Origin of the sequence: Sagittula sp. SSi028, assembly GCF_048553715.1 — a bacterium.
Taxonomy (GTDB): domain Bacteria; phylum Pseudomonadota; class Alphaproteobacteria; order Rhodobacterales; family Rhodobacteraceae; genus Sagittula.
In genome coordinates this window covers 244,508-260,190 of the sequence record NZ_JBLZNC010000004.1, presented here as the reverse complement: position 1 = coordinate 260,190, position 15,683 = coordinate 244,508, and the positions used below count along the sequence as shown (strand labels likewise).

18 protein-coding genes and 1 tRNA gene are annotated in these 15,683 nt (G+C 62.0%); 9 read left to right on the top strand and 10 right to left on the bottom strand.

Annotated elements, in window-relative coordinates; translation table 11 throughout:
* Positions 1-107: 107 nt before the first annotated feature.
* Positions 108-512: a methylmalonyl-CoA epimerase gene (gene mce, locus ACN5AZ_RS09870; RefSeq protein ID WP_419428703.1), complete on the top strand. Its 405-nt coding sequence runs from the start codon at positions 108-110 to the stop codon at positions 510-512.
* On the top strand, positions 512-799 hold the full coding sequence (locus ACN5AZ_RS09865; RefSeq protein WP_419428702.1) for a DUF1467 family protein: 288 nt from the start codon (positions 512-514) through the stop codon (positions 797-799). Before mce ends, ACN5AZ_RS09865 begins: the two co-directional genes overlap by 1 nt.
* Before the next feature lie 34 nt (positions 800-833).
* Here the strand turns inward: ACN5AZ_RS09865 and ACN5AZ_RS09860 are convergent, their stop codons facing one another.
* Complete coding sequence (locus tag ACN5AZ_RS09860; protein WP_419428701.1) at positions 834-1,547, bottom strand: EI24 domain-containing protein; 714 nt, start codon at positions 1,545-1,547, stop codon at positions 834-836.
* Positions 1,532-2,110 (bottom strand): nitroreductase family protein, encoded by a 579-nt coding sequence (locus ACN5AZ_RS09855; RefSeq protein WP_419428700.1) that lies wholly within the window; start codon positions 2,108-2,110, stop codon positions 1,532-1,534. The genes ACN5AZ_RS09860 and ACN5AZ_RS09855 overlap by 16 nt, the downstream gene beginning before the upstream one ends.
* A 100-nt stretch (positions 2,111-2,210) precedes the next feature.
* Here ACN5AZ_RS09855 and ACN5AZ_RS09850 point away from each other — a divergent pair, with 100 nt between their 5' ends.
* Entirely contained in the window at positions 2,211-2,468 is a 258-nt protein-coding gene (locus tag ACN5AZ_RS09850; RefSeq protein ID WP_419428699.1) for a DUF167 domain-containing protein, read from the top strand.
* On the opposite strand, the gene ACN5AZ_RS09845 is transcribed toward ACN5AZ_RS09850, so the two are convergent.
* Entirely contained in the window at positions 2,465-2,698 is a 234-nt protein-coding gene (locus tag ACN5AZ_RS09845; RefSeq protein WP_419428698.1) for a hypothetical protein, read from the bottom strand. The two genes, ACN5AZ_RS09850 and ACN5AZ_RS09845, sit on opposite strands and share 4 nt — an antisense overlap.
* A 141-nt stretch (positions 2,699-2,839) precedes the next feature.
* Between ACN5AZ_RS09845 and ACN5AZ_RS09840 the strand changes: the two genes are divergently transcribed.
* From ACN5AZ_RS09840 to ACN5AZ_RS09830, 3 genes are all read left to right on the top strand, one after another.
* Positions 2,840-3,574 carry a M48 family metalloprotease gene (locus ACN5AZ_RS09840; RefSeq protein WP_419428697.1) on the top strand — a complete coding sequence of 245 codons (735 nt, stop codon included), beginning with the start codon at positions 2,840-2,842 and terminating at the stop codon, positions 3,572-3,574.
* Between the two features lie 85 nt (positions 3,575-3,659).
* Positions 3,660-3,917 (top strand): DUF6455 family protein, encoded by a 258-nt coding sequence (locus ACN5AZ_RS09835; protein ID WP_419428696.1) that lies wholly within the window; start codon positions 3,660-3,662, stop codon positions 3,915-3,917.
* On the top strand, positions 3,914-4,192 hold the full coding sequence (locus ACN5AZ_RS09830; protein ID WP_419428695.1) for a DUF6455 family protein: 279 nt from the start codon (positions 3,914-3,916) through the stop codon (positions 4,190-4,192). The genes ACN5AZ_RS09835 and ACN5AZ_RS09830 overlap by 4 nt, the downstream gene beginning before the upstream one ends.
* 38 nt (positions 4,193-4,230) lie before the next feature.
* On the opposite strand, the gene ACN5AZ_RS09825 is transcribed toward ACN5AZ_RS09830, so the two are convergent.
* Entirely contained in the window at positions 4,231-5,211 is a 981-nt protein-coding gene (locus ACN5AZ_RS09825; protein ID WP_419428694.1) for a complex I NDUFA9 subunit family protein, read from the bottom strand.
* A gap of 213 nt (positions 5,212-5,424) precedes the next feature.
* Here ACN5AZ_RS09825 and ACN5AZ_RS09820 point away from each other — a divergent pair.
* Both ACN5AZ_RS09820 and ACN5AZ_RS09815 read left to right on the top strand, forming a co-directional pair.
* A tRNA-Leu gene (locus tag ACN5AZ_RS09820) sits at positions 5,425-5,511 on the top strand.
* Between the two features lie 354 nt (positions 5,512-5,865).
* Positions 5,866-5,994: a hypothetical protein gene (locus ACN5AZ_RS09815; RefSeq protein WP_419428693.1), complete on the top strand. Its 129-nt coding sequence runs from the start codon at positions 5,866-5,868 to the stop codon at positions 5,992-5,994.
* A 168-nt stretch (positions 5,995-6,162) separates the two neighbouring features.
* Here ACN5AZ_RS09815 and infB read toward each other — a convergent pair whose 3' ends face one another.
* The 6 genes from infB to ACN5AZ_RS09785 all read right to left on the bottom strand — a co-directional run bounded on the left by infB (position 6,163) and on the right by ACN5AZ_RS09785 (position 13,883).
* Positions 6,163-8,667: a translation initiation factor IF-2 gene (gene infB, locus ACN5AZ_RS09810; protein WP_419428692.1), complete on the bottom strand. Its 2,505-nt coding sequence runs from the start codon at positions 8,665-8,667 to the stop codon at positions 6,163-6,165.
* Positions 8,668-8,676: 9 nt separating this feature from the next.
* Complete coding sequence (locus ACN5AZ_RS09805; RefSeq protein WP_419428691.1) at positions 8,677-9,324, bottom strand: RNA-binding protein; 648 nt, start codon at positions 9,322-9,324, stop codon at positions 8,677-8,679.
* Between the two features lie 4 nt (positions 9,325-9,328).
* The gene (gene nusA, locus ACN5AZ_RS09800) at positions 9,329-10,948 is read right to left on the bottom strand and encodes a transcription termination factor NusA (RefSeq protein WP_419428690.1); all 1,620 of its coding nucleotides are present in this window, start codon (positions 10,946-10,948) and stop codon (positions 9,329-9,331) included.
* Between the two features lie 3 nt (positions 10,949-10,951).
* Positions 10,952-11,518, bottom strand: coding sequence for a ribosome maturation factor RimP (rimP, locus tag ACN5AZ_RS09795; protein WP_419428689.1), 567 nt, complete (start codon positions 11,516-11,518; stop codon positions 10,952-10,954).
* Between the two features lie 223 nt (positions 11,519-11,741).
* The gene (locus ACN5AZ_RS09790) at positions 11,742-13,352 is read right to left on the bottom strand and encodes an alpha-D-glucose phosphate-specific phosphoglucomutase (protein ID WP_419428688.1); all 1,611 of its coding nucleotides are present in this window, start codon (positions 13,350-13,352) and stop codon (positions 11,742-11,744) included.
* Between the two features lie 144 nt (positions 13,353-13,496).
* Complete coding sequence (locus tag ACN5AZ_RS09785; RefSeq protein ID WP_419428687.1) at positions 13,497-13,883, bottom strand: hypothetical protein; 387 nt, start codon at positions 13,881-13,883, stop codon at positions 13,497-13,499.
* Positions 13,884-14,056: 173 nt separating this feature from the next.
* Here ACN5AZ_RS09785 and ACN5AZ_RS09780 point away from each other — a divergent pair, with 173 nt between their 5' ends.
* Entirely contained in the window at positions 14,057-15,295 is a 1,239-nt protein-coding gene (locus tag ACN5AZ_RS09780; RefSeq protein WP_419428686.1) for an ROK family transcriptional regulator, read from the top strand.
* Positions 15,296-15,683: the final 388 nt, after the last annotated feature.

The following is a 15,683-nucleotide window of genomic DNA, read 5'->3' as shown; positions in this document are numbered from 1 at the left end:
CGCGCCAAGGTCGCCGCTGCGTCGGGGCGGTGTGTCGCGGGGCGTCACTCTTGTCCGGTCGGGGCGGCAGGGGCCATATAGGCGCAACGACAGAGAGGAGAGATGTCATGATCGGACGGCTTAATCACGTGGCCATCGCAGTGCCCGACCTTGAGGCCGCGTCGGCGCAATACCGCGACGCGCTGGGGGCAAAGGTGGGGGCGCCACAGGACGAACCCGACCACGGGGTGACCGTCGTCTTTATCGAACTGCCGAACACCAAGATCGAATTGCTTTACCCGCTGGGGGATGACAGCCCGATCAAGGCGTTTCTGGAAAAGAACCCCTCTGGCGGCATGCACCATGTCTGCTATGAGGTGGACGACATCATCGAAGCGCGCGACCGTCTCAAGGCCAGCGGCGCGCGTGTTCTGGGGAGCGGAGAGCCGAAGATCGGCGCGCATGGCAAGCCTGTGCTGTTCCTCCACCCCAAGGATTTCAATGGCTGCCTTGTGGAACTGGAGCAAGTCTGATGGGTGTGACCTCTGGCATCGTGTTGTTCGCCGTGATCTGGTTTATGACGTTTCTTTGCGTCATTCCGGTCCGACTGAAGACACAGGGCGACATGGGTGATGTGGTTCCGGGCACCCATGCGGGCAGCCCCGAGCAGCACAACCTGAAGCGCAAGGCGTGGATCACCACCGGCATTGCGCTGGTGATCTGGGGTATCCTTGCGGCGATCATCCTGCTGGAGCTGATCACCGTGCGTGACATCGATGGCTGGATGTTCAACCGGATGCCCGCGCGCGAAGAGCTGTGATGCCAGAGCGGCCGGGGCCTGAGCGCGCCCCGGTCTAGCCCCGCGGGCCTTGAGCGGTCAGGCGGTGGAACACATGGGTAAAGGTCGCAGCGCCCAGAACCGGCACCAACAGGTTCACCAGCGGAATGCTCAGCGGCAGCGCCATCAACACGCCCCCGATCCAGACCGTCACGATATGGCGACGCCACAGGCGCTTTGCCTCGATCCGGCCGACACGGCGCATGGCGGCAAGGATGAAATATTCCCGCCCCAGCAAGAAGCCGTTCAGCCCCCAGAAGATAAACGGCGCAAAGGGCGCAAAGAGCAGGTACAGCACCAGCGCCACGATATTGGCCAGCGCCAACACGCCCAGAAACCCCAGCCCGTCGCGGATGGCTTCGCCAAAGCTGACGGTTTGGGCCTGTCCCAGATGCGGGTAATGCCGGTCCTCGACCGCTTGAGCCACGTCTTCGAGGAACAGACCCGTCACCGCAGAGGCCACCGGCACCATCAAGAAGATCGACAGCACCACGGTGACCGGCACCATGGCCCAGCTTATCACGTTGTCCACCCAAGTGATCTCGCCAATCCACGGCACCGTCAGGCTGTCGCCCACCAGCCAGCCGCTGCCCCAGACCAACAGGGTGGCAAAGCCGAACAACACCAAAAGCGTGATGCCGATGCCCTTTGCCAGAACGCGGCGAAAGCGCGGATCGTCGAGCTGGGCCAGCGCCTTTAGAAACGCCTGCAAAATCATGCGTCGAGCCATGTGGTGATGGCGTCCAGATCCGGGCGCGGGCGGTCCGGCGGGGTGCTGCTTTCGGTGCCGATGTGGATGAAGCCCGCAAGGCTTTCGTGCCCGGCAAGGCCAAGCGCATCGGTCAGAAAGCCACGGTCATGGCTGGCCCAGCCCGACAGCCAGTTCGCCCCCCAGCCCGACGCCAGCGCCGCGTTCAGCAAGGCCAGACAGACCGCACCGGCGGAATAGGTCTGCTCGATGGGCGGGATCTTGTCCGAGGGGGTCTGCACCTCGATCACCGCCACGCACAACGGGCTGTTGCGAAAGGCGTCCGCCCCTTTGGCGATTGTGTCGGCATCCTTGCCCAGACGCGCGCCGGCCTGTTCCACCTGCTGCGCCATGCGCACAAGCGCCGCCTCCTGCAGCACGACAAACCGCCACGGTTCCAGCTTGCCATGATCGGGGGTGCGGGCGGCGGCGGTCAGCAGGGTTTCCAGCGTGGCCCGATCCGGCGCGGGTCCGGTCAGGGTCTTGGCGGGGCGCGACCGGCGGGTCAGCAGGAAATCCATCGCGGCGGGGTTCGGCTGGGGCAAGATGCTCTCCTTCATCAGGTGTGACGTATGAAAGATGTCTGGCCGCCAGTTTCAACCGCCAATCTTGCGCCATGACCGGCGCACTGCTACCGCGCGAGCCATGAAAAAGGGTGAACTGGCAGATATGGCCGCGGCAGGCGCGCGGTTGGCGGTGCGTGTCACCCCGCAGGCGGGGCGCAATGCCATCACGCGCGAGGGCGATCTGTTGCGGATTTCGGTGACCGCCGCGCCCGAGGACGGCAAAGCCAATGCGGCGGTGATAAAGCTGCTCGCACGGGCACTGGGCTGCGCGAAATCGGACCTGACGCTGGTGTCAGGCGCGCGCGGCCGCGACAAGGTGTTCACCCTGAAAGGTTAACTTTCCTCACGGCGGTAGATGCCTTCGGGCAGGTTCACGGCCGCCACCAGATCCTGCATCTGCGACAGGCTGAGCGTGACGGTCATTTCGCGATCCGTGCGGGGGTCATATTGGACGACGGTCACACATTCCTCGAAGGAGGTGATGACCACATCCTCTTTGAGATGCGTGCTACCTTCGTCGACTAGGGTGACGACAGTGGCGTCAAATTCGTGCTCGATGCTGAACATACGCCAACCGTAGCGCGCGGCGGCGGCGGGGGGAACCGCGAAACTGCCGATTGGCGCAATTGTGTTCACCCCGCTCTGGCAGAGCGCATCGTTGCGCCCTATGATTGAGGGAACAAACGTTTGCACCGGACTTTATAATTGATGCGCTCCCTCCCTTCGCTTCGCCTGTTTGCCCTGTCAGCTCTGTCCGCGCTTGCGCTTGCAGGCTGTGAGGTCGCGACCAGCTCTGCCCCGCAGACGGAAACGCGCCCCAGCGCTGCCAGCCCGACTACCGGAAACTTGGGCGCAAATGCCGCCGCGCGGCAATTCGTGCAGGTGGTCGAGACCGTAGAACCCGTGGCCGAGCGGCTGTGTCGCGATCGCACACGCGGGTTGAACTGCGATTTCCAGATCGTCGTGGATGATCGCCCTGATCAGCCTGCCAACGCATTCCAGACCGTCGACAGCTTTGGCCGCCCGATTCTGGCGTTCAACATTGCCATGATCAATTCGGTACAAAACGCCGATGAGCTGGCCTTTGTGATGGGACACGAAGCGGCCCATCACATCGAAAACCATCTGACCAAAACCCGTGAAAGCGCGACGCTGGGCGCCGTGATCTTTGCCGGAACCGCCGCTGTTCTGGGCGCCGAGGCAGAGGTCATCCGCAATGCCGAACAGGTGGGGGCCGCCGTGGGGGCGCGCACCTACTCCAAGGAGTTCGAGCTGGAGGCCGATCAGCTGGGCACCATCATCGCCCATCGGGCGGGGTATGACCCTGTGCGCGGTGCCGAATTCTTTGCCCGCATCCCTGATCCCGGCGACAAGTTTCTGGGCACCCACCCGCCCAACGCGTCCCGACAAGAGGTCGTGCGCCGCACCGCTGCGGGGCTGTAACACCGACAAACGCCGTCTTGACCTGAATCAAGGCGGCGTTTTTCTTGGCCCGCTATCGGTTTCCCCAAAGGAAAGGGGTGGTGCCATGATGGACCCAGACCGGATCAAACGACACGCCGCATTGGTCGACCGCAGCGCCGCCGCCATGGGCGTCGCACTGGATGATGCCATTGCGCGCGGTGCGCTTCGCGTGGATGAGCTTGGCGATGCGGTGCTGCGCTGCACCGGCTGTTCGCAGCCCGGCTATTGCAGCGATATGATGGATCTGTGCGCGAATACGGTGCCCGCCTTTTGCCGCAACAGGGACCTGCTACAGCGTCTGGCGGCGGAGCGTGCATCATGAACCGCCCACACCCCCTGGGCCCCGTAAGACGCCACTTCTGGCTGATTCAGCGTATGGCCAAGGCCTGCGGCATCGATCTGACAGACGCCACCCGCAGCGGCGCGTTATCGCAGCAGACATGGGCCGGAATGGTGACACGCTGTCGCGGATGCCGCTGGGCCGCGGAGTGTGACACATGGTTGGCGCAGTCGAACGATGTGCAGGCGGTTCCCGCCCCTTGCGTCAACAAATCTGCGCTGGATGTTTTGCGCGGCAGGCAGGATCGGCGCAAATAAAAACCCCCGCCAGATGCGGGGGTTTTGCTGTCTCGGGCTTAGTGTGTCCGAAGGTTCTTGGCTGATTCCTTGATCGCGTTGTATTGCCCCGATGGGCGAAAGCGCCACAGATAATCCGGCAGCACCGCCGCGATTGCCGTCGGCTGAATCCCCAGATCGGCAAAGCCCTTGGCCCCCCCAGCGACCACATTGTCGGACTGAAGCTGGATCACCTGATCTGCCGTGATCTGCTGTGGGACAAGGCCAAGCGTCAGTGTGTCCACGATCCCCATGACCCAAGCCAGCGCACGCGCCGCAGCGAAGGGGATATTTACGATCAGCTTGCGCCGCCGGATCACACCCAGCATCTGTTCCATCAAGGCGCGGAAGGTCGCAACATCCGGGCCGCCGAGCTCATAGATCCCGCTGGCCTGCCCCTTGATCCCCAGACACGCCGCCTGTGCCACATCATCCACATAGACCGGCTGGAACTTGGTGCTGCCGCCGACGACCGGCAGGAACGGGCTAAACCGAGTCATGGTCGCAAAACGGTTGAAAAACGCATCTTCGGTCCCGAAGACCACAGAGGGCCGCAGGATCATCGCATCCGGCATATGCTGCAGCACGCCAGCCTCGCCTGCGGCTTTGGAGCTGGCATAGCCGCTATCAGACGATGCGTCCGCGCCGATGGCCGACAGGTGCACCATATGTGCAATGCCCTGCTCTGCCGCGATCCGCGCGATCCGTTCCGCGCCTTCGTCCTGCACCGCGTCAAAGTTGTTCTTGCCGCTGGCCTCAAACGTGCCGACGCAATTTACAACCGCGTCTGCGCCCAGCATGGCCGCGCGCACAGAGCTGTCGTCGCGGATGTTGCAAAACACCGGCTCGACCTGGCCCACGACACCGTAGGGTTTGACAAAAATCGCCTCGTTCGGGCGGCGAACGGCGACCCGCACACGCCAGCCATCACGGGCCATGCGACGGGCAATGTAGCGACCGACAAAACCGGAACCGCCGTAGATGGTGACGAGCTTGGACATATGCGTCTCCTTTGCGCCTTTGGTGCAGGTTTAGGGCCATGTGCGCTGCGGGGCAAGATGGCCGTTTGACGCGATTTTCCGGACCTGTTTGCTGCCCCTTATCGAGGGGCCAAAACCCGCTGCAAAAAGAATTTCTTCGACTGTCATTTTTTTGAGAAAATCGCGTTGACACCCCCCGCGCATAACCTTAGACACCGCTCCACCAACTCCAGTGCCCAGATGGCGGAATTGGTAGACGCGCTGGTTTCAGGTACCAGTGGCCTAACGGCCGTGGAGGTTCGAGTCCTCTTCTGGGCACCATAATAAGCCGCTGAGACATGGTCTTAGCGGCTTATTTGCCTTCAGGGCTCCTGTTAGTTTGGACGTGGCACTGCGTCTGAACGGGCACTTTCGGTCCAAAGTGCGCAGGTGGCGCCACATCCGGAAATCGGCGGCGTTTTACAGTGAAGCAGCCGCACTCCCGAATCACTCAAGCTGACGCGGACGTAGCAAACGTCAACATTCAACCCATCGAAAAGCCGGAGATTCGGGTAGAAGTCGGCGATTGATTAAAATTTCAACGGGAAATGTGAAAATTTATACACAGTTATACAGTGTACAAAATTCCCCGTCAGAGTAACATGTCCCAATCAACACCTTGGGAGGGATAGGGTCATGTTGAAAACAATTTTAATCGGCAACCACGTGGCAGTTCAGGGAATCATGGAAAAGATCCTGCCGGATGGTCGCATGACAGTCCGTGTCGGCTCTTCGGTTTATGCAGGTCGTCCTGTTAGCGCCTGATCGCCAAAATAGCGTCTGATAGTACCGCCTGCGCCATCGCGCGGGCTTTTTTATGCTCTCGTCGCACCCTGTCCCGCTCTGTACGACACGCCTGTCCTCCCCCGGCGCAATAAAAAAGGCCGCCACGGATCACCGGGGCGGCCTTTGATTTCCTTGGACAAGCGACGCTTAGTCCAGCGTGCGCTTGATCTCTTCGCGTTCGAAGATTTCGATCACGTCGCCTGCGCGGATGTCGTCGTAGTTCTCGAACGCCATACCGCATTCCTGACCCGACTGAACCTCTGCCACTTCGTCCTTGAAGCGCTTTAGCGTTTTCAGCGTGCCCTCGTGGATCACGACGTTGTCGCGCAGCAGGCGAACACCTGCGGAACGACGTGCGACGCCTTCGGTGACCAGACAGCCCGCGACCTTGCCCACGTTCGAGACCTTGAAGACCTCTTTGATGTTGGCATAGCCGATGAAGTTCTCGCGGACCTCGTTGGACAGCAGACCGGAGGCCGCTTTCTTCACGTCGTCCACCAGATCGTAGATCACCGAATAGTAACGGATTTCCACGCCCTTCTGGTTGGCTGCATTACGGGCCGGCGCATTGGCGCGGACGTTGAAGCCGATGACCGGGCAACCCGATGCTTCGGCAAGGCCAACGTCGGTTTCGGTGATCGCGCCGACGCCAGAGTGCAGAACGCGCACGCGGACCTCGTCGTTGCCGATCTTTTCCATCGCCTGAGTGATCGCCTCGGCAGAGCCCTGAACGTCGGATTTGACCAGAATGGGCAGCTCCGAGACGTTCTCGTCTTCCTTGGCCTTTTGCAGCAGTTGGTCGAGCGTTGTGGCCGCACCGGCAGCCGCGCGCTTTTCCTTGGCCGCATGGGCACGGTATTCCGCGATCTCACGCGCCTGCGCATCGGTTTCGGTCACGTTCAGCACGTCACCGGCCTCGGGCGTGCCGTTCAGGCCAAGCACCTCGACGGGGACGGACGGGCCGGCCTCTTTGACGCGCTCGCCCTTGTCGTTGATCAGCGCACGGACCTTACCGTACTGCTCACCCACAACAAAGATATCACCCTGACGCAGCGTACCGCGCTGAACCAGAACCGTCGCAACGGGGCCGCGACCCACGTCAAGCTGCGCCTCGATCACCGCGCCTTCGGCGGGGCGGTCGGGGTTGGCTTTGAGTTCCAGAAGTTCCGCCTGAAGCGCGATGGCCTCCAGCAGTTGATCCAGACCCTGACCGGTGTGCGCCGACACTTCGACGTCCTGCACTTCACCGGACATTTCTTCAACGATCACTTCGTGTTGCAGAAGATCCGTGCGCACCTTGGTCGGGTTCGCAGAGGGTTTGTCGATCTTGTTGATCGCCACGATCATCGGCACTTTGGCCGCTTTGGCGTGGTTGATCGCCTCGATCGTCTGCGGCATCACGGCGTCATCTGCCGCGACAACCAGAACCACGATATCCGTGACCTGAGCACCGCGCGAACGCATGGACGTAAAGGCCGCGTGACCCGGTGTGTCGAGGAACGACAGAACCTGACCGTCCTTCGTTTTCACCTGATAGGCGCCGATGTGCTGGGTGATGCCGCCGGCTTCGCCCGAGGTCACATTGGTCTGGCGAATCGCGTCGAGCAACGAGGTTTTCCCGTGGTCGACGTGGCCCATGATGGTGATGACCGGCGGACGCGGCTGCAGGTCTTCTTCCTTGTCTTCGACCGCCTGAATGACGTCTTCAACGTCGGCGTCAGAGACACGGACAACCTTGTGGCCGAATTCCTCGATGATCAGTTCCGCTGTATCGGCGTCAATCGTCTGGTTCTGGGTCGCCATGATGCCGTTTGTCATCAGGGCCTTAACCACGTCACCGACGCGTTCTGCCATACGGTTTGCCAGCTCGGCGACGGTGATCGCCTCGGGCAGTTTGACGTCACGAACAACCTTTTCACGCTGCTGCGTGCCACCCATCGCCTTTTGACGCGCGCGCTCTTGCTTGCGCTTCATCGCGGCCATGGATTTCTGACGGCCGCCTTCGCCACCGGACAGAGCCTGGTTCAGCGTCAGCTTGCCGGACCGGCGGTTGCCGTCCTTGTTGCCACCACGGCCACGGCCACGGTCGTCATCGTTGTCACGACGGGGCGCATTGCCCGGCTTGGCGTCAGGTCCGCGCGGCGCCTTGCGGGCGGCGTCCTCGGGCGCGGGCTGCGCAGCAGCTGCTGCAGCGGCCTTGGCCTTTTTCTCTTCAGCTTCGCGGGCTTCGCGCGCGATGCGCTCTTCCTCTTCGGCCTTGGCCTTGAGACGCTCTTCGGCTTCGCGCTGTTCGCGTTCCTTTTGCTCTTTTTCGGCCCGCAGGCGGTCACGCTCTTCGGCGCGCGCCTTTTCGTCGGCCTCGCGTTTCGCGGCTTCTTCGGCCTCGCGGGCCTTTGCGGCCTGCAGCGCCTTCAGGCGGCGTTCCATTTCCGCATCGGAAATGCCCGCGGGACGCTTCGCGCCAGAGCCGCCAACTTGGCCGCCCTTACCTGCGCCTGCGCCGGCACCCGGCTTGGGCACCACAACGCGCTTGCGCTTGGTTTCCACCACGACGTTCTTGGTGCGCCCATGGGAGAAGCTTTGCTTCACGTTGCCGGATCGGCCGCCACCACCACGAACACCCAGAGTTTTTTTGCCGTCGTTATCGCTCATAAAACGTCTTCATCCTTTCCGGCGGATCTTGCCGCCGCGATCACCCGATGTCGTCGCCGGTTGCGACGGACCTCGGAGTCCCTTCAAACGCATGGCATCCTCTACAATACGCGGAACGAGTCCGCCAGTGCCAAGCGCAGCGTGTATCACTGTTTGTCGACCAAAGGCCGATCCCAATTCATCGGCCGTCAGCCAACCGATATATCGCCCGCCATACGGCGTGCTGAGTTTCGTCTTGCCCCGGCCAGAACCGTCTTCGGCCTGAATAAGGACAGTGGCCTCCTCCGTCTGGAGCCAGCCTTTGACTTTTTCATACCCCGCAACCGCCTCGCCGGACTTCCGAGCCAGAGAGATCAGTTCGATCACCCGTTTGGCCAACATCTGTTCCAGAAGATCCGATAGCCCCTCGGGGACCTGAACCGGCTGCTTTGCCCCACGCGCAAAGAGGTTTTTCTTTGCCGCCTTGTCAAGCGCAGTCCGTTCGGAAGAGACATATAGGCCTCTTCCCGGCAGTTTTCCAGCCAGATCAGGAACGATTTGTCCCTCGGGCCCAACGACAAAACGGATCAGGCCGGTTTTGGGTTGTACCTCGCCGGTGGCGAGGCACTTCCGTTCCGGCCCGTCCTCGCGGGTATGGTCGCGGCCCCCTCGGGTCAATCGCTTACTCCTCGGCTTCTTCGGTCTGGGCTTCGGCGTCGTCTTCCTCGGCCTCGGTCACCAGATCATCGGGGTCAACCCAGCCCAGCAGAACGCGGGCGGTCATCACCATGTTTTGCGCTTCGGCCAGATCGATGCCGAATTTCTCCAGCAGGCCGTCGTCCTTCTGGCGCTGGCCGTCAACGGTGGTCCAGCCACCGGCCAGTTCCCAGTCCGCGCAGGTTGCGAAATCCTCAAGCGAGAGAACACCGTCCTCTGCCAGAGCTTCGACCATCTGCGGGGTCAGGCCTTCGAAGTTGATCAGGCTTTCGTCGACACCCAGTTCCTGCGCGCGGGCCAGCGCCTTGCGCGCCTGCTCTTCGAGGTATTCGCGGGCACGGGTCTGAAGCTCTTCGGCGGTGCTGTCGTCAACACCATCAATGACCAGCAGTTCGTCCACTTCGACGTAGGCCACCTCTTCGAGGTTGGTAAAGCCTTCCGACACCAGAAGCTGGGCAAAGAATTCGTCAAGATCCAGCGTGTCCATGAACAGCTTGGTGCGCTCTTCGAATTCGGCCTGACGACGCTTGGATTCTTCTTCCTCGGTCATGATGTCGATGTCGAGACCGGTCAGCTGCGACGCCAGTCGCACGTTCTGGCCGCGACGGCCGATGGCCAGCGACAGCTGTTCGTCGGGCACCACGACTTCGATGCGTTCGGCGTCTTCGTCCAGAACCACCTTGGACACTTCGGCCGGTTGCAGCGCGTTCACAAGGAAGGTCGGCATGTCCTCGTTCCACGGGATGATGTCGATCTTTTCACCCTGCAGTTCGTTGACCACGGCCTGCACGCGCGAGCCGCGCATACCGACACAGGCGCCGACAGGGTCGATGCCGCCGTCATAAGAGATCACGCCGATCTTTGCGCGCGAACCGGGGTCACGGGCCACGGCCTTGATCTCGATGATGCCGTCATAGATTTCCGGCACTTCCATCTTGAACAGCTCTGCCATGAACTGCGGGTCGGTGCGCGACAAGAAGATCTGCGGGCCACGGGTCTCGCGGCGCACGTCCTTGATGTAGCAGCGGATGCGGTCACCGGGGCGATACGCCTCGCGGCCGATCTTTTCGTTGCGGCGCAGGATGCCTTCGCCACGGCCCACGTCGACGATGACGTTGCCGTATTCCTCGCGCTTGACCAGACCATTGATGATGGTGCCGGCGCGATCCTTGAATTCGTCGTACTGGCGGTCACGTTCTGCTTCGCGGACCTTTTGCAGGATGACCTGCTTGGCCGACTGCGCCGCGATCCGGCCCAGCTCCACCGGCGGGACCTCTTCGACGTAGGTGTCGCCGATCTGCGGGTCGGCCATGTATTGCTTAGCCTGCTGGACGGTCATTTCCGCCTGATAGTTTTCGAGCTCTTCTTCCTCGACCACGGTGCGCACCCGGGTGAAGGTCGCGCGACCGGTCTTGCGGTCGATCGAGACGCGAATGTCCATCTCTGCGCCGTAGCGGGATTTGGCCGCGCGGGCGAGCGATTCTTCCATCGCCTCCACGACCAGACCCGGGTCGATCATCTTCTCGCGCGCGACGGCTTCGGCCGTCTGCAGGAGCTCCAACTGGTTGGCGGATGTGATTGCCATCTCTTACTCCTCCTCGGGCCCCTCGGCCTCGATGTCGTCGTATTTGGTTTCGTCAATAGCGCTGGCCTTGCGGGCCTTGAGCATTTCTCGGACCAGTTCGTCGGTCATGACCAGCTTGGCGTCGGCCAGCCAGTCGAATTGCAGACCGATGGTCCCCTCGTCGAGGTTGATCAGCACCTCGCCGTTTTCCACACCGGCGAGCACACCGCGAAAGCGTTTGCGCCCGTCGATCATCTCGGCGGTCTCGATCTTGGCCTCATAGCCTTCGTAGGTGTCGAAATCCTTGAGACGGGTGAGCGGACGGTCGATGCCGGGGCTGCCCACCTCGAGGGTGTACTGGTCGGAAATAGGGTCTTCGACGTCGAGCACGGCAGACACGGCGGTGGAGATCTCGGCGCATTCATCGACGTGGATCCCGCCGCCGGGGCGTTCCGCCATGATCTGCAACAGGGGTGTCTCCCCGCCCTGCAGACGCAGGCGGATCAGCTCGAATCCCATGTCTTCGATCACCGGAGCCACGATCTCGGCGATGCGCTTGTCCATGCCTGTTTTGGCGATCATCTGGTTCATGTCGGGCCTTTCGGGCGCAGAAACAAAAAAGCGGGCCAGCGGCCCGCTAAAACTATCGGTGGGGCTGGACCCTGCGGCCCCAGCACCTCGCTGTTGAGGGCGATATAAGCGAGGCTTGGGCGAATGGCAAGAGGATTCGCCCCCAGCCCCGTGGGAGGGGGCGCTGCCCCCGCCCCCTGCGGGGTCTCCCCCGAGGTATTTTGCCCAAGAAAAAGCGCGCGGCTCAGGTGATGACGTCGGGCCCTGCGCGGCCTGTGCGGGTCTTGAGATCGGTCAGATCATCGATGGCCGCGATCAAGGGGGCGAGCGCCTGTTGCGGTTCGCGGTCAAGCTGGCCGTCGGCGGGTTCGTATTGTTCCAGGTAGAGCCGGATTGTGGCGCCTTCGGTCCCCGTGCCGGAGAGACGCATCACGGCGCGGGCACCGGATGTGAAGAAGACCCGCATGCCCTGATTTTCCGAGCGGCTGTTGTCGACGGGGTCCGTGTAGGCGAAGCTGTCGATTTTTTCGATGCCGTCGGGGAGCGCCGTGATGGCGGCGAGATCGGCCATGATGGTTTCGGCCACGGTTTTGTCCACGGCCTCGTAGTCGTGGCGGGAATAGTAGTCACGCCCGTAGGTCTGCCAGTGGTCGCGCATAATGTCCGCAACGGACATGCGGCGGGCGGCAAGGATGTTCAGCCAGAGCAGAACCGCCCAGAGGCCATCCTTTTCGCGCACGTGATCCGAGCCGGTGCCGGCGCTTTCCTCGCCGCAGATCGTGGCGCGGCCCGCATCCAGAAGATTGCCGAAGAATTTCCAGCCTGTCGGCGTCTCGAAGGCATTGATGCCGAGCTTTTCGGCAACGCGGTCTGCCGCGCGTGAGGTCGGCATGGAGCGCGCAACACCTGCAAGGCCGCGGCTGTAGCCCGGCGCGAGATGGGCATTGGCGGCCAGCACGGCGAGGCTGTCGGACGGGGTGACATAGACCCCTTTGCCAAGGATCATGTTGCGATCCCCGTCCCCATCCGAGGCCGCCGCAAAATCAGGGCCATTGTCAGACATGACCATGTCGACCAGGGGCTTTGCCCAGATCGGGTTGGGGTCCGGGTGGCCCTTGCCGAAATCAACCGACGGCGTGCCGTTGAGCACCGTTCCTGCCGGAGCGCCCAGCCGGTTTTCGAGGATTTCGCGCGCATAGGGGCCGGTCACCGCATGCATAGCGTCGAATTTGATCGCGAAGCCGCCGGCCAGTAGGTCGCGAATGGCTGGGAAATCGAACAGGCTTTCCATCAGGCTGGCATAATCGCTAACGGGATCGACGACCTCGACCACCATGGTGCCGAGCTCTGTCTTCAGAGGTTCTGACAGGTCCAGATCAGCCGCATCCAGCGTTTTGTAGCCGGTGATGGTCTTGGTCTGGGCATGAATGGCCGCGGTGATCTGTTCGGGGGCAGGGCCACCGTTTGCGATGTTGTATTTGATGCCGAAGTCCGCGTCGATGCCGCCGGGATTGTGGCTGGCCGACAGGATCAGGCCACCGTCTGCCTGACGTTTGCGGATCAGGTTCGAGGCTGCGGGCGTGGACAGCAGGCCATTCTGGCCGACAATGCAGCGCGCGGCGCCATTGGCAGCGGCCATGCGCAAAATGGTCTGGATCGCCTCGGCGTTGAAATAGCGGCCATCCCCGCCGATGACAAAGGTCTTGCCGGTGCAGCCTTCGATCGCGTTGAAGGTCGATTGCACGAACGCTTCGAGGTAGCCCTGCTCCATAAAGGTTCGGGTTTTCTTGCGCAGGCCAGAGGTGCCCGGCTTTTGTCCGTCAAACGGGGAAATCTGGTGGGTGACAATATCCATGAATCAAATTCCTTTGGTTTTTCAGGCCGGGTCTTTTGCGCGACTATCCAGCACTCTGCCGCATTGTTCCAGCCGCTATCGGGTGGCGCGTCGCGGTTGAGCTAGACCTTGGCCTGCGCGTGACCAGTGAACAGGTGGCGGCTGTCACTGCGGGATCGGCGGCAGATCGCGCAGCGGGTGGGCGAATGGCGCATCGCTGCGTATACCGCTCGACCAGCCCAAAGCGCTGTCGCGCGACAGCACCGCGCGTCCCGCGGGCCAGCGAATTGTCCAGCGGTTCGCAGTCGCGCTGACATCCAGATCGTCGAGACTGCGCGGCGGGGTCTGGCCGGGCAGCACAAAGGCTGCGGCCACGACCGGCAGCGCGTCCTCATCGTCGGTGTCGGGCAATGGGCCGGGCAGATTGCACAACCAGACCGATGACAGCATCGCCCCGTTGCGCAGCAGATAGGCAAAAGCCACATGTGGATCGACGTCTAGCACCAGCGCAAGATCCCCCTGCGCCCACAGCTCCCAGCTTCCTGCTTCCATCCTGTCCGCTCCCTGCCCGTACAGGTTTCCCTATAGCCAGCCTTGGGTCAGCTTGCGAGGGGTTCGGGCCTGACAAAGCATCATCATATTGAAATTGCCCGATGTTTTATATTGACCCAAGGGCACTTGGCGGTGATCGTAGGGTATCACATCCTCGGTGCGGAGTATGGCCTATGACCTCCAGATTTTTGGCGGGACACGACGGACGCCCCACAGCGACATCGGCAGAGCACACGCGCGGCTCGAACCAGTCCGGCATGCGCGCCCATAATGAACGGCTGGTTCTGACGCTGATCCGGCAACATGGGCCGCTCGCCAAGGCAGAGATCTCGCGCATGACGGGGCTGTCCGCGCAAACGATCTCTGTCATCATGCGCGCGCTGGAGGCCGAAGGCCTGCTGATCAAGGGGGCGCCAGTGCGCGGAAAGGTGGGGCAGCCGTCGGTGCCTTTGGGGCTGAACCCGCAAGGCGCCTATTTTCTGGGTCTGCATGTGGAACGGCGCAGCATCGCCCTGTGCCTGACAGATTTCACCGGCGCTGTGATCCAGCGCAGACAGGCGCGCTACGACTACCCCACACCAGACGGGGTCATCGCCTTTGCCAATGATGCCATCACAGACGTCCTTGATGGGCTGGACCGCGGGCAACGGGCGCGCGTGGCGGGTCTGGGTATTGCGATCCCGTTCCAGCTGCAGGACTGGGCCGAACCGCTGGGCGTGGCCCCCGAAAAGATGGCCGATTGGGCCCACCGCGAGATTGACGCCGAACTGGCCGCCCATTGGGACATGCCCGTATATCTGCGCAACGATGCCTCGGCGGCGTGCGGGGCGGAACTGGTGTTTGGCGATCAGACCCGCCCGCGTGATTTCCTGTATATCTTCATCGGGTTCTTTATCGGTGCCGGTATGGTTCTGGACGATGCGCTCTATACCGGCCTTTCGGGCAATGCTGCCGCGCTGGGGTCCTTGCCGGTGGGCGCATCGATGCAATTGGTCGATGTCGCGTCCCTTGCGACACTGGACAGGATGAGGCGTGATGCCGGGGGACAGGGAGGCCTGCCATGGGATCAGCCAGAAGACTGGGATATTTCGCCTGACATTCTGGACGACTGGATCGACGGAGCCGCCGAGGGGATCGCCCGCGCCATCACGATGACCTGTTGTGTCATCGACTTTGATACGGTGCTGATTGACGGGCAAATGGCACAGCAGGTGCGCACCCGATTGGTGCAAGAGGTTACCGACCGCATAAAGCGCCACCCGCTCGCCGGCATCACCAGCCCCCAGATCCGCCCCGGTACGGTTGGACCACAGGCCCCCGCACTTGGCGCCGCGAGCCTGCCGCTGTCGGACCGTTTTCTCGTAGACCGCAGTGCCGCGCAATCGGCGAAACCGACAGGAGATCTTGGCTGATAGTTGAAAAAATAACTCATCCGCAGCGGCGTGGTCGCGCAAGGTCCAGCGCAGTCCAGAACGCGCAGCAAAAAACGGCGGCCTATGGCGGCCTTCATCCATATTAGCCAATGCGATTGAAATTGGGGCGCCTTTCGGCACCCCTATATACAGGCTTTGGGACAAACTTACCCGGATTCGGGACGAACTTGACCGTCTTCTTCAAACAGTGAAGAACTTGGAAAAGTTTGTCCCGTCCGCCGGATTCACCCTGATTCACCCAATGAAATCAATGCCCTGCAAACGTCTCAAATCTAACGAGGTGAAGATCGTCCCAAAACCGGGGGAAGTTTGTCCCGAACCCAGGCCTCGCCACAATCTGAAAACGACAAAGGGTCCGCAGTGCGGA

Coding starts and splice junctions, on each gene's coding strand:
- infB (WP_419428692.1), bottom strand. CDS start 8,667: ATGAGCGATAACGACGGCAAAAAAACTCTGGGTGTTCGTGGTGGTGGC.
- ACN5AZ_RS09840 (WP_419428697.1), top strand. CDS start 2,840: ATGCGCTCCCTCCCTTCGCTTCGCCTGTTTGCCCTGTCAGCTCTGTCC.
- nusA (WP_419428690.1), bottom strand. CDS start 10,948: ATGGCAATCACATCCGCCAACCAGTTGGAGCTCCTGCAGACGGCCGAA.
- ACN5AZ_RS09850 (WP_419428699.1), top strand. CDS start 2,211: ATGAAAAAGGGTGAACTGGCAGATATGGCCGCGGCAGGCGCGCGGTTG.
- ACN5AZ_RS09830 (WP_419428695.1), top strand. CDS start 3,914: ATGAACCGCCCACACCCCCTGGGCCCCGTAAGACGCCACTTCTGGCTG.
- rimP (WP_419428689.1), bottom strand. CDS start 11,518: ATGAACCAGATGATCGCCAAAACAGGCATGGACAAGCGCATCGCCGAG.
- ACN5AZ_RS09780 (WP_419428686.1), top strand. CDS start 14,057: ATGACCTCCAGATTTTTGGCGGGACACGACGGACGCCCCACAGCGACA.
- ACN5AZ_RS09790 (WP_419428688.1), bottom strand. CDS start 13,352: ATGGATATTGTCACCCACCAGATTTCCCCGTTTGACGGACAAAAGCCG.
- ACN5AZ_RS09845 (WP_419428698.1), bottom strand. CDS start 2,698: ATGTTCAGCATCGAGCACGAATTTGACGCCACTGTCGTCACCCTAGTC.
- ACN5AZ_RS09815 (WP_419428693.1), top strand. CDS start 5,866: ATGTTGAAAACAATTTTAATCGGCAACCACGTGGCAGTTCAGGGAATC.
- ACN5AZ_RS09785 (WP_419428687.1), bottom strand. CDS start 13,883: ATGGAAGCAGGAAGCTGGGAGCTGTGGGCGCAGGGGGATCTTGCGCTG.
- ACN5AZ_RS09835 (WP_419428696.1), top strand. CDS start 3,660: ATGATGGACCCAGACCGGATCAAACGACACGCCGCATTGGTCGACCGC.
- mce (WP_419428703.1), top strand. CDS start 108: ATGATCGGACGGCTTAATCACGTGGCCATCGCAGTGCCCGACCTTGAG.
- ACN5AZ_RS09860 (WP_419428701.1), bottom strand. CDS start 1,547: ATGGCTCGACGCATGATTTTGCAGGCGTTTCTAAAGGCGCTGGCCCAG.
- ACN5AZ_RS09825 (WP_419428694.1), bottom strand. CDS start 5,211: ATGTCCAAGCTCGTCACCATCTACGGCGGTTCCGGTTTTGTCGGTCGC.
- ACN5AZ_RS09865 (WP_419428702.1), top strand. CDS start 512: ATGGGTGTGACCTCTGGCATCGTGTTGTTCGCCGTGATCTGGTTTATG.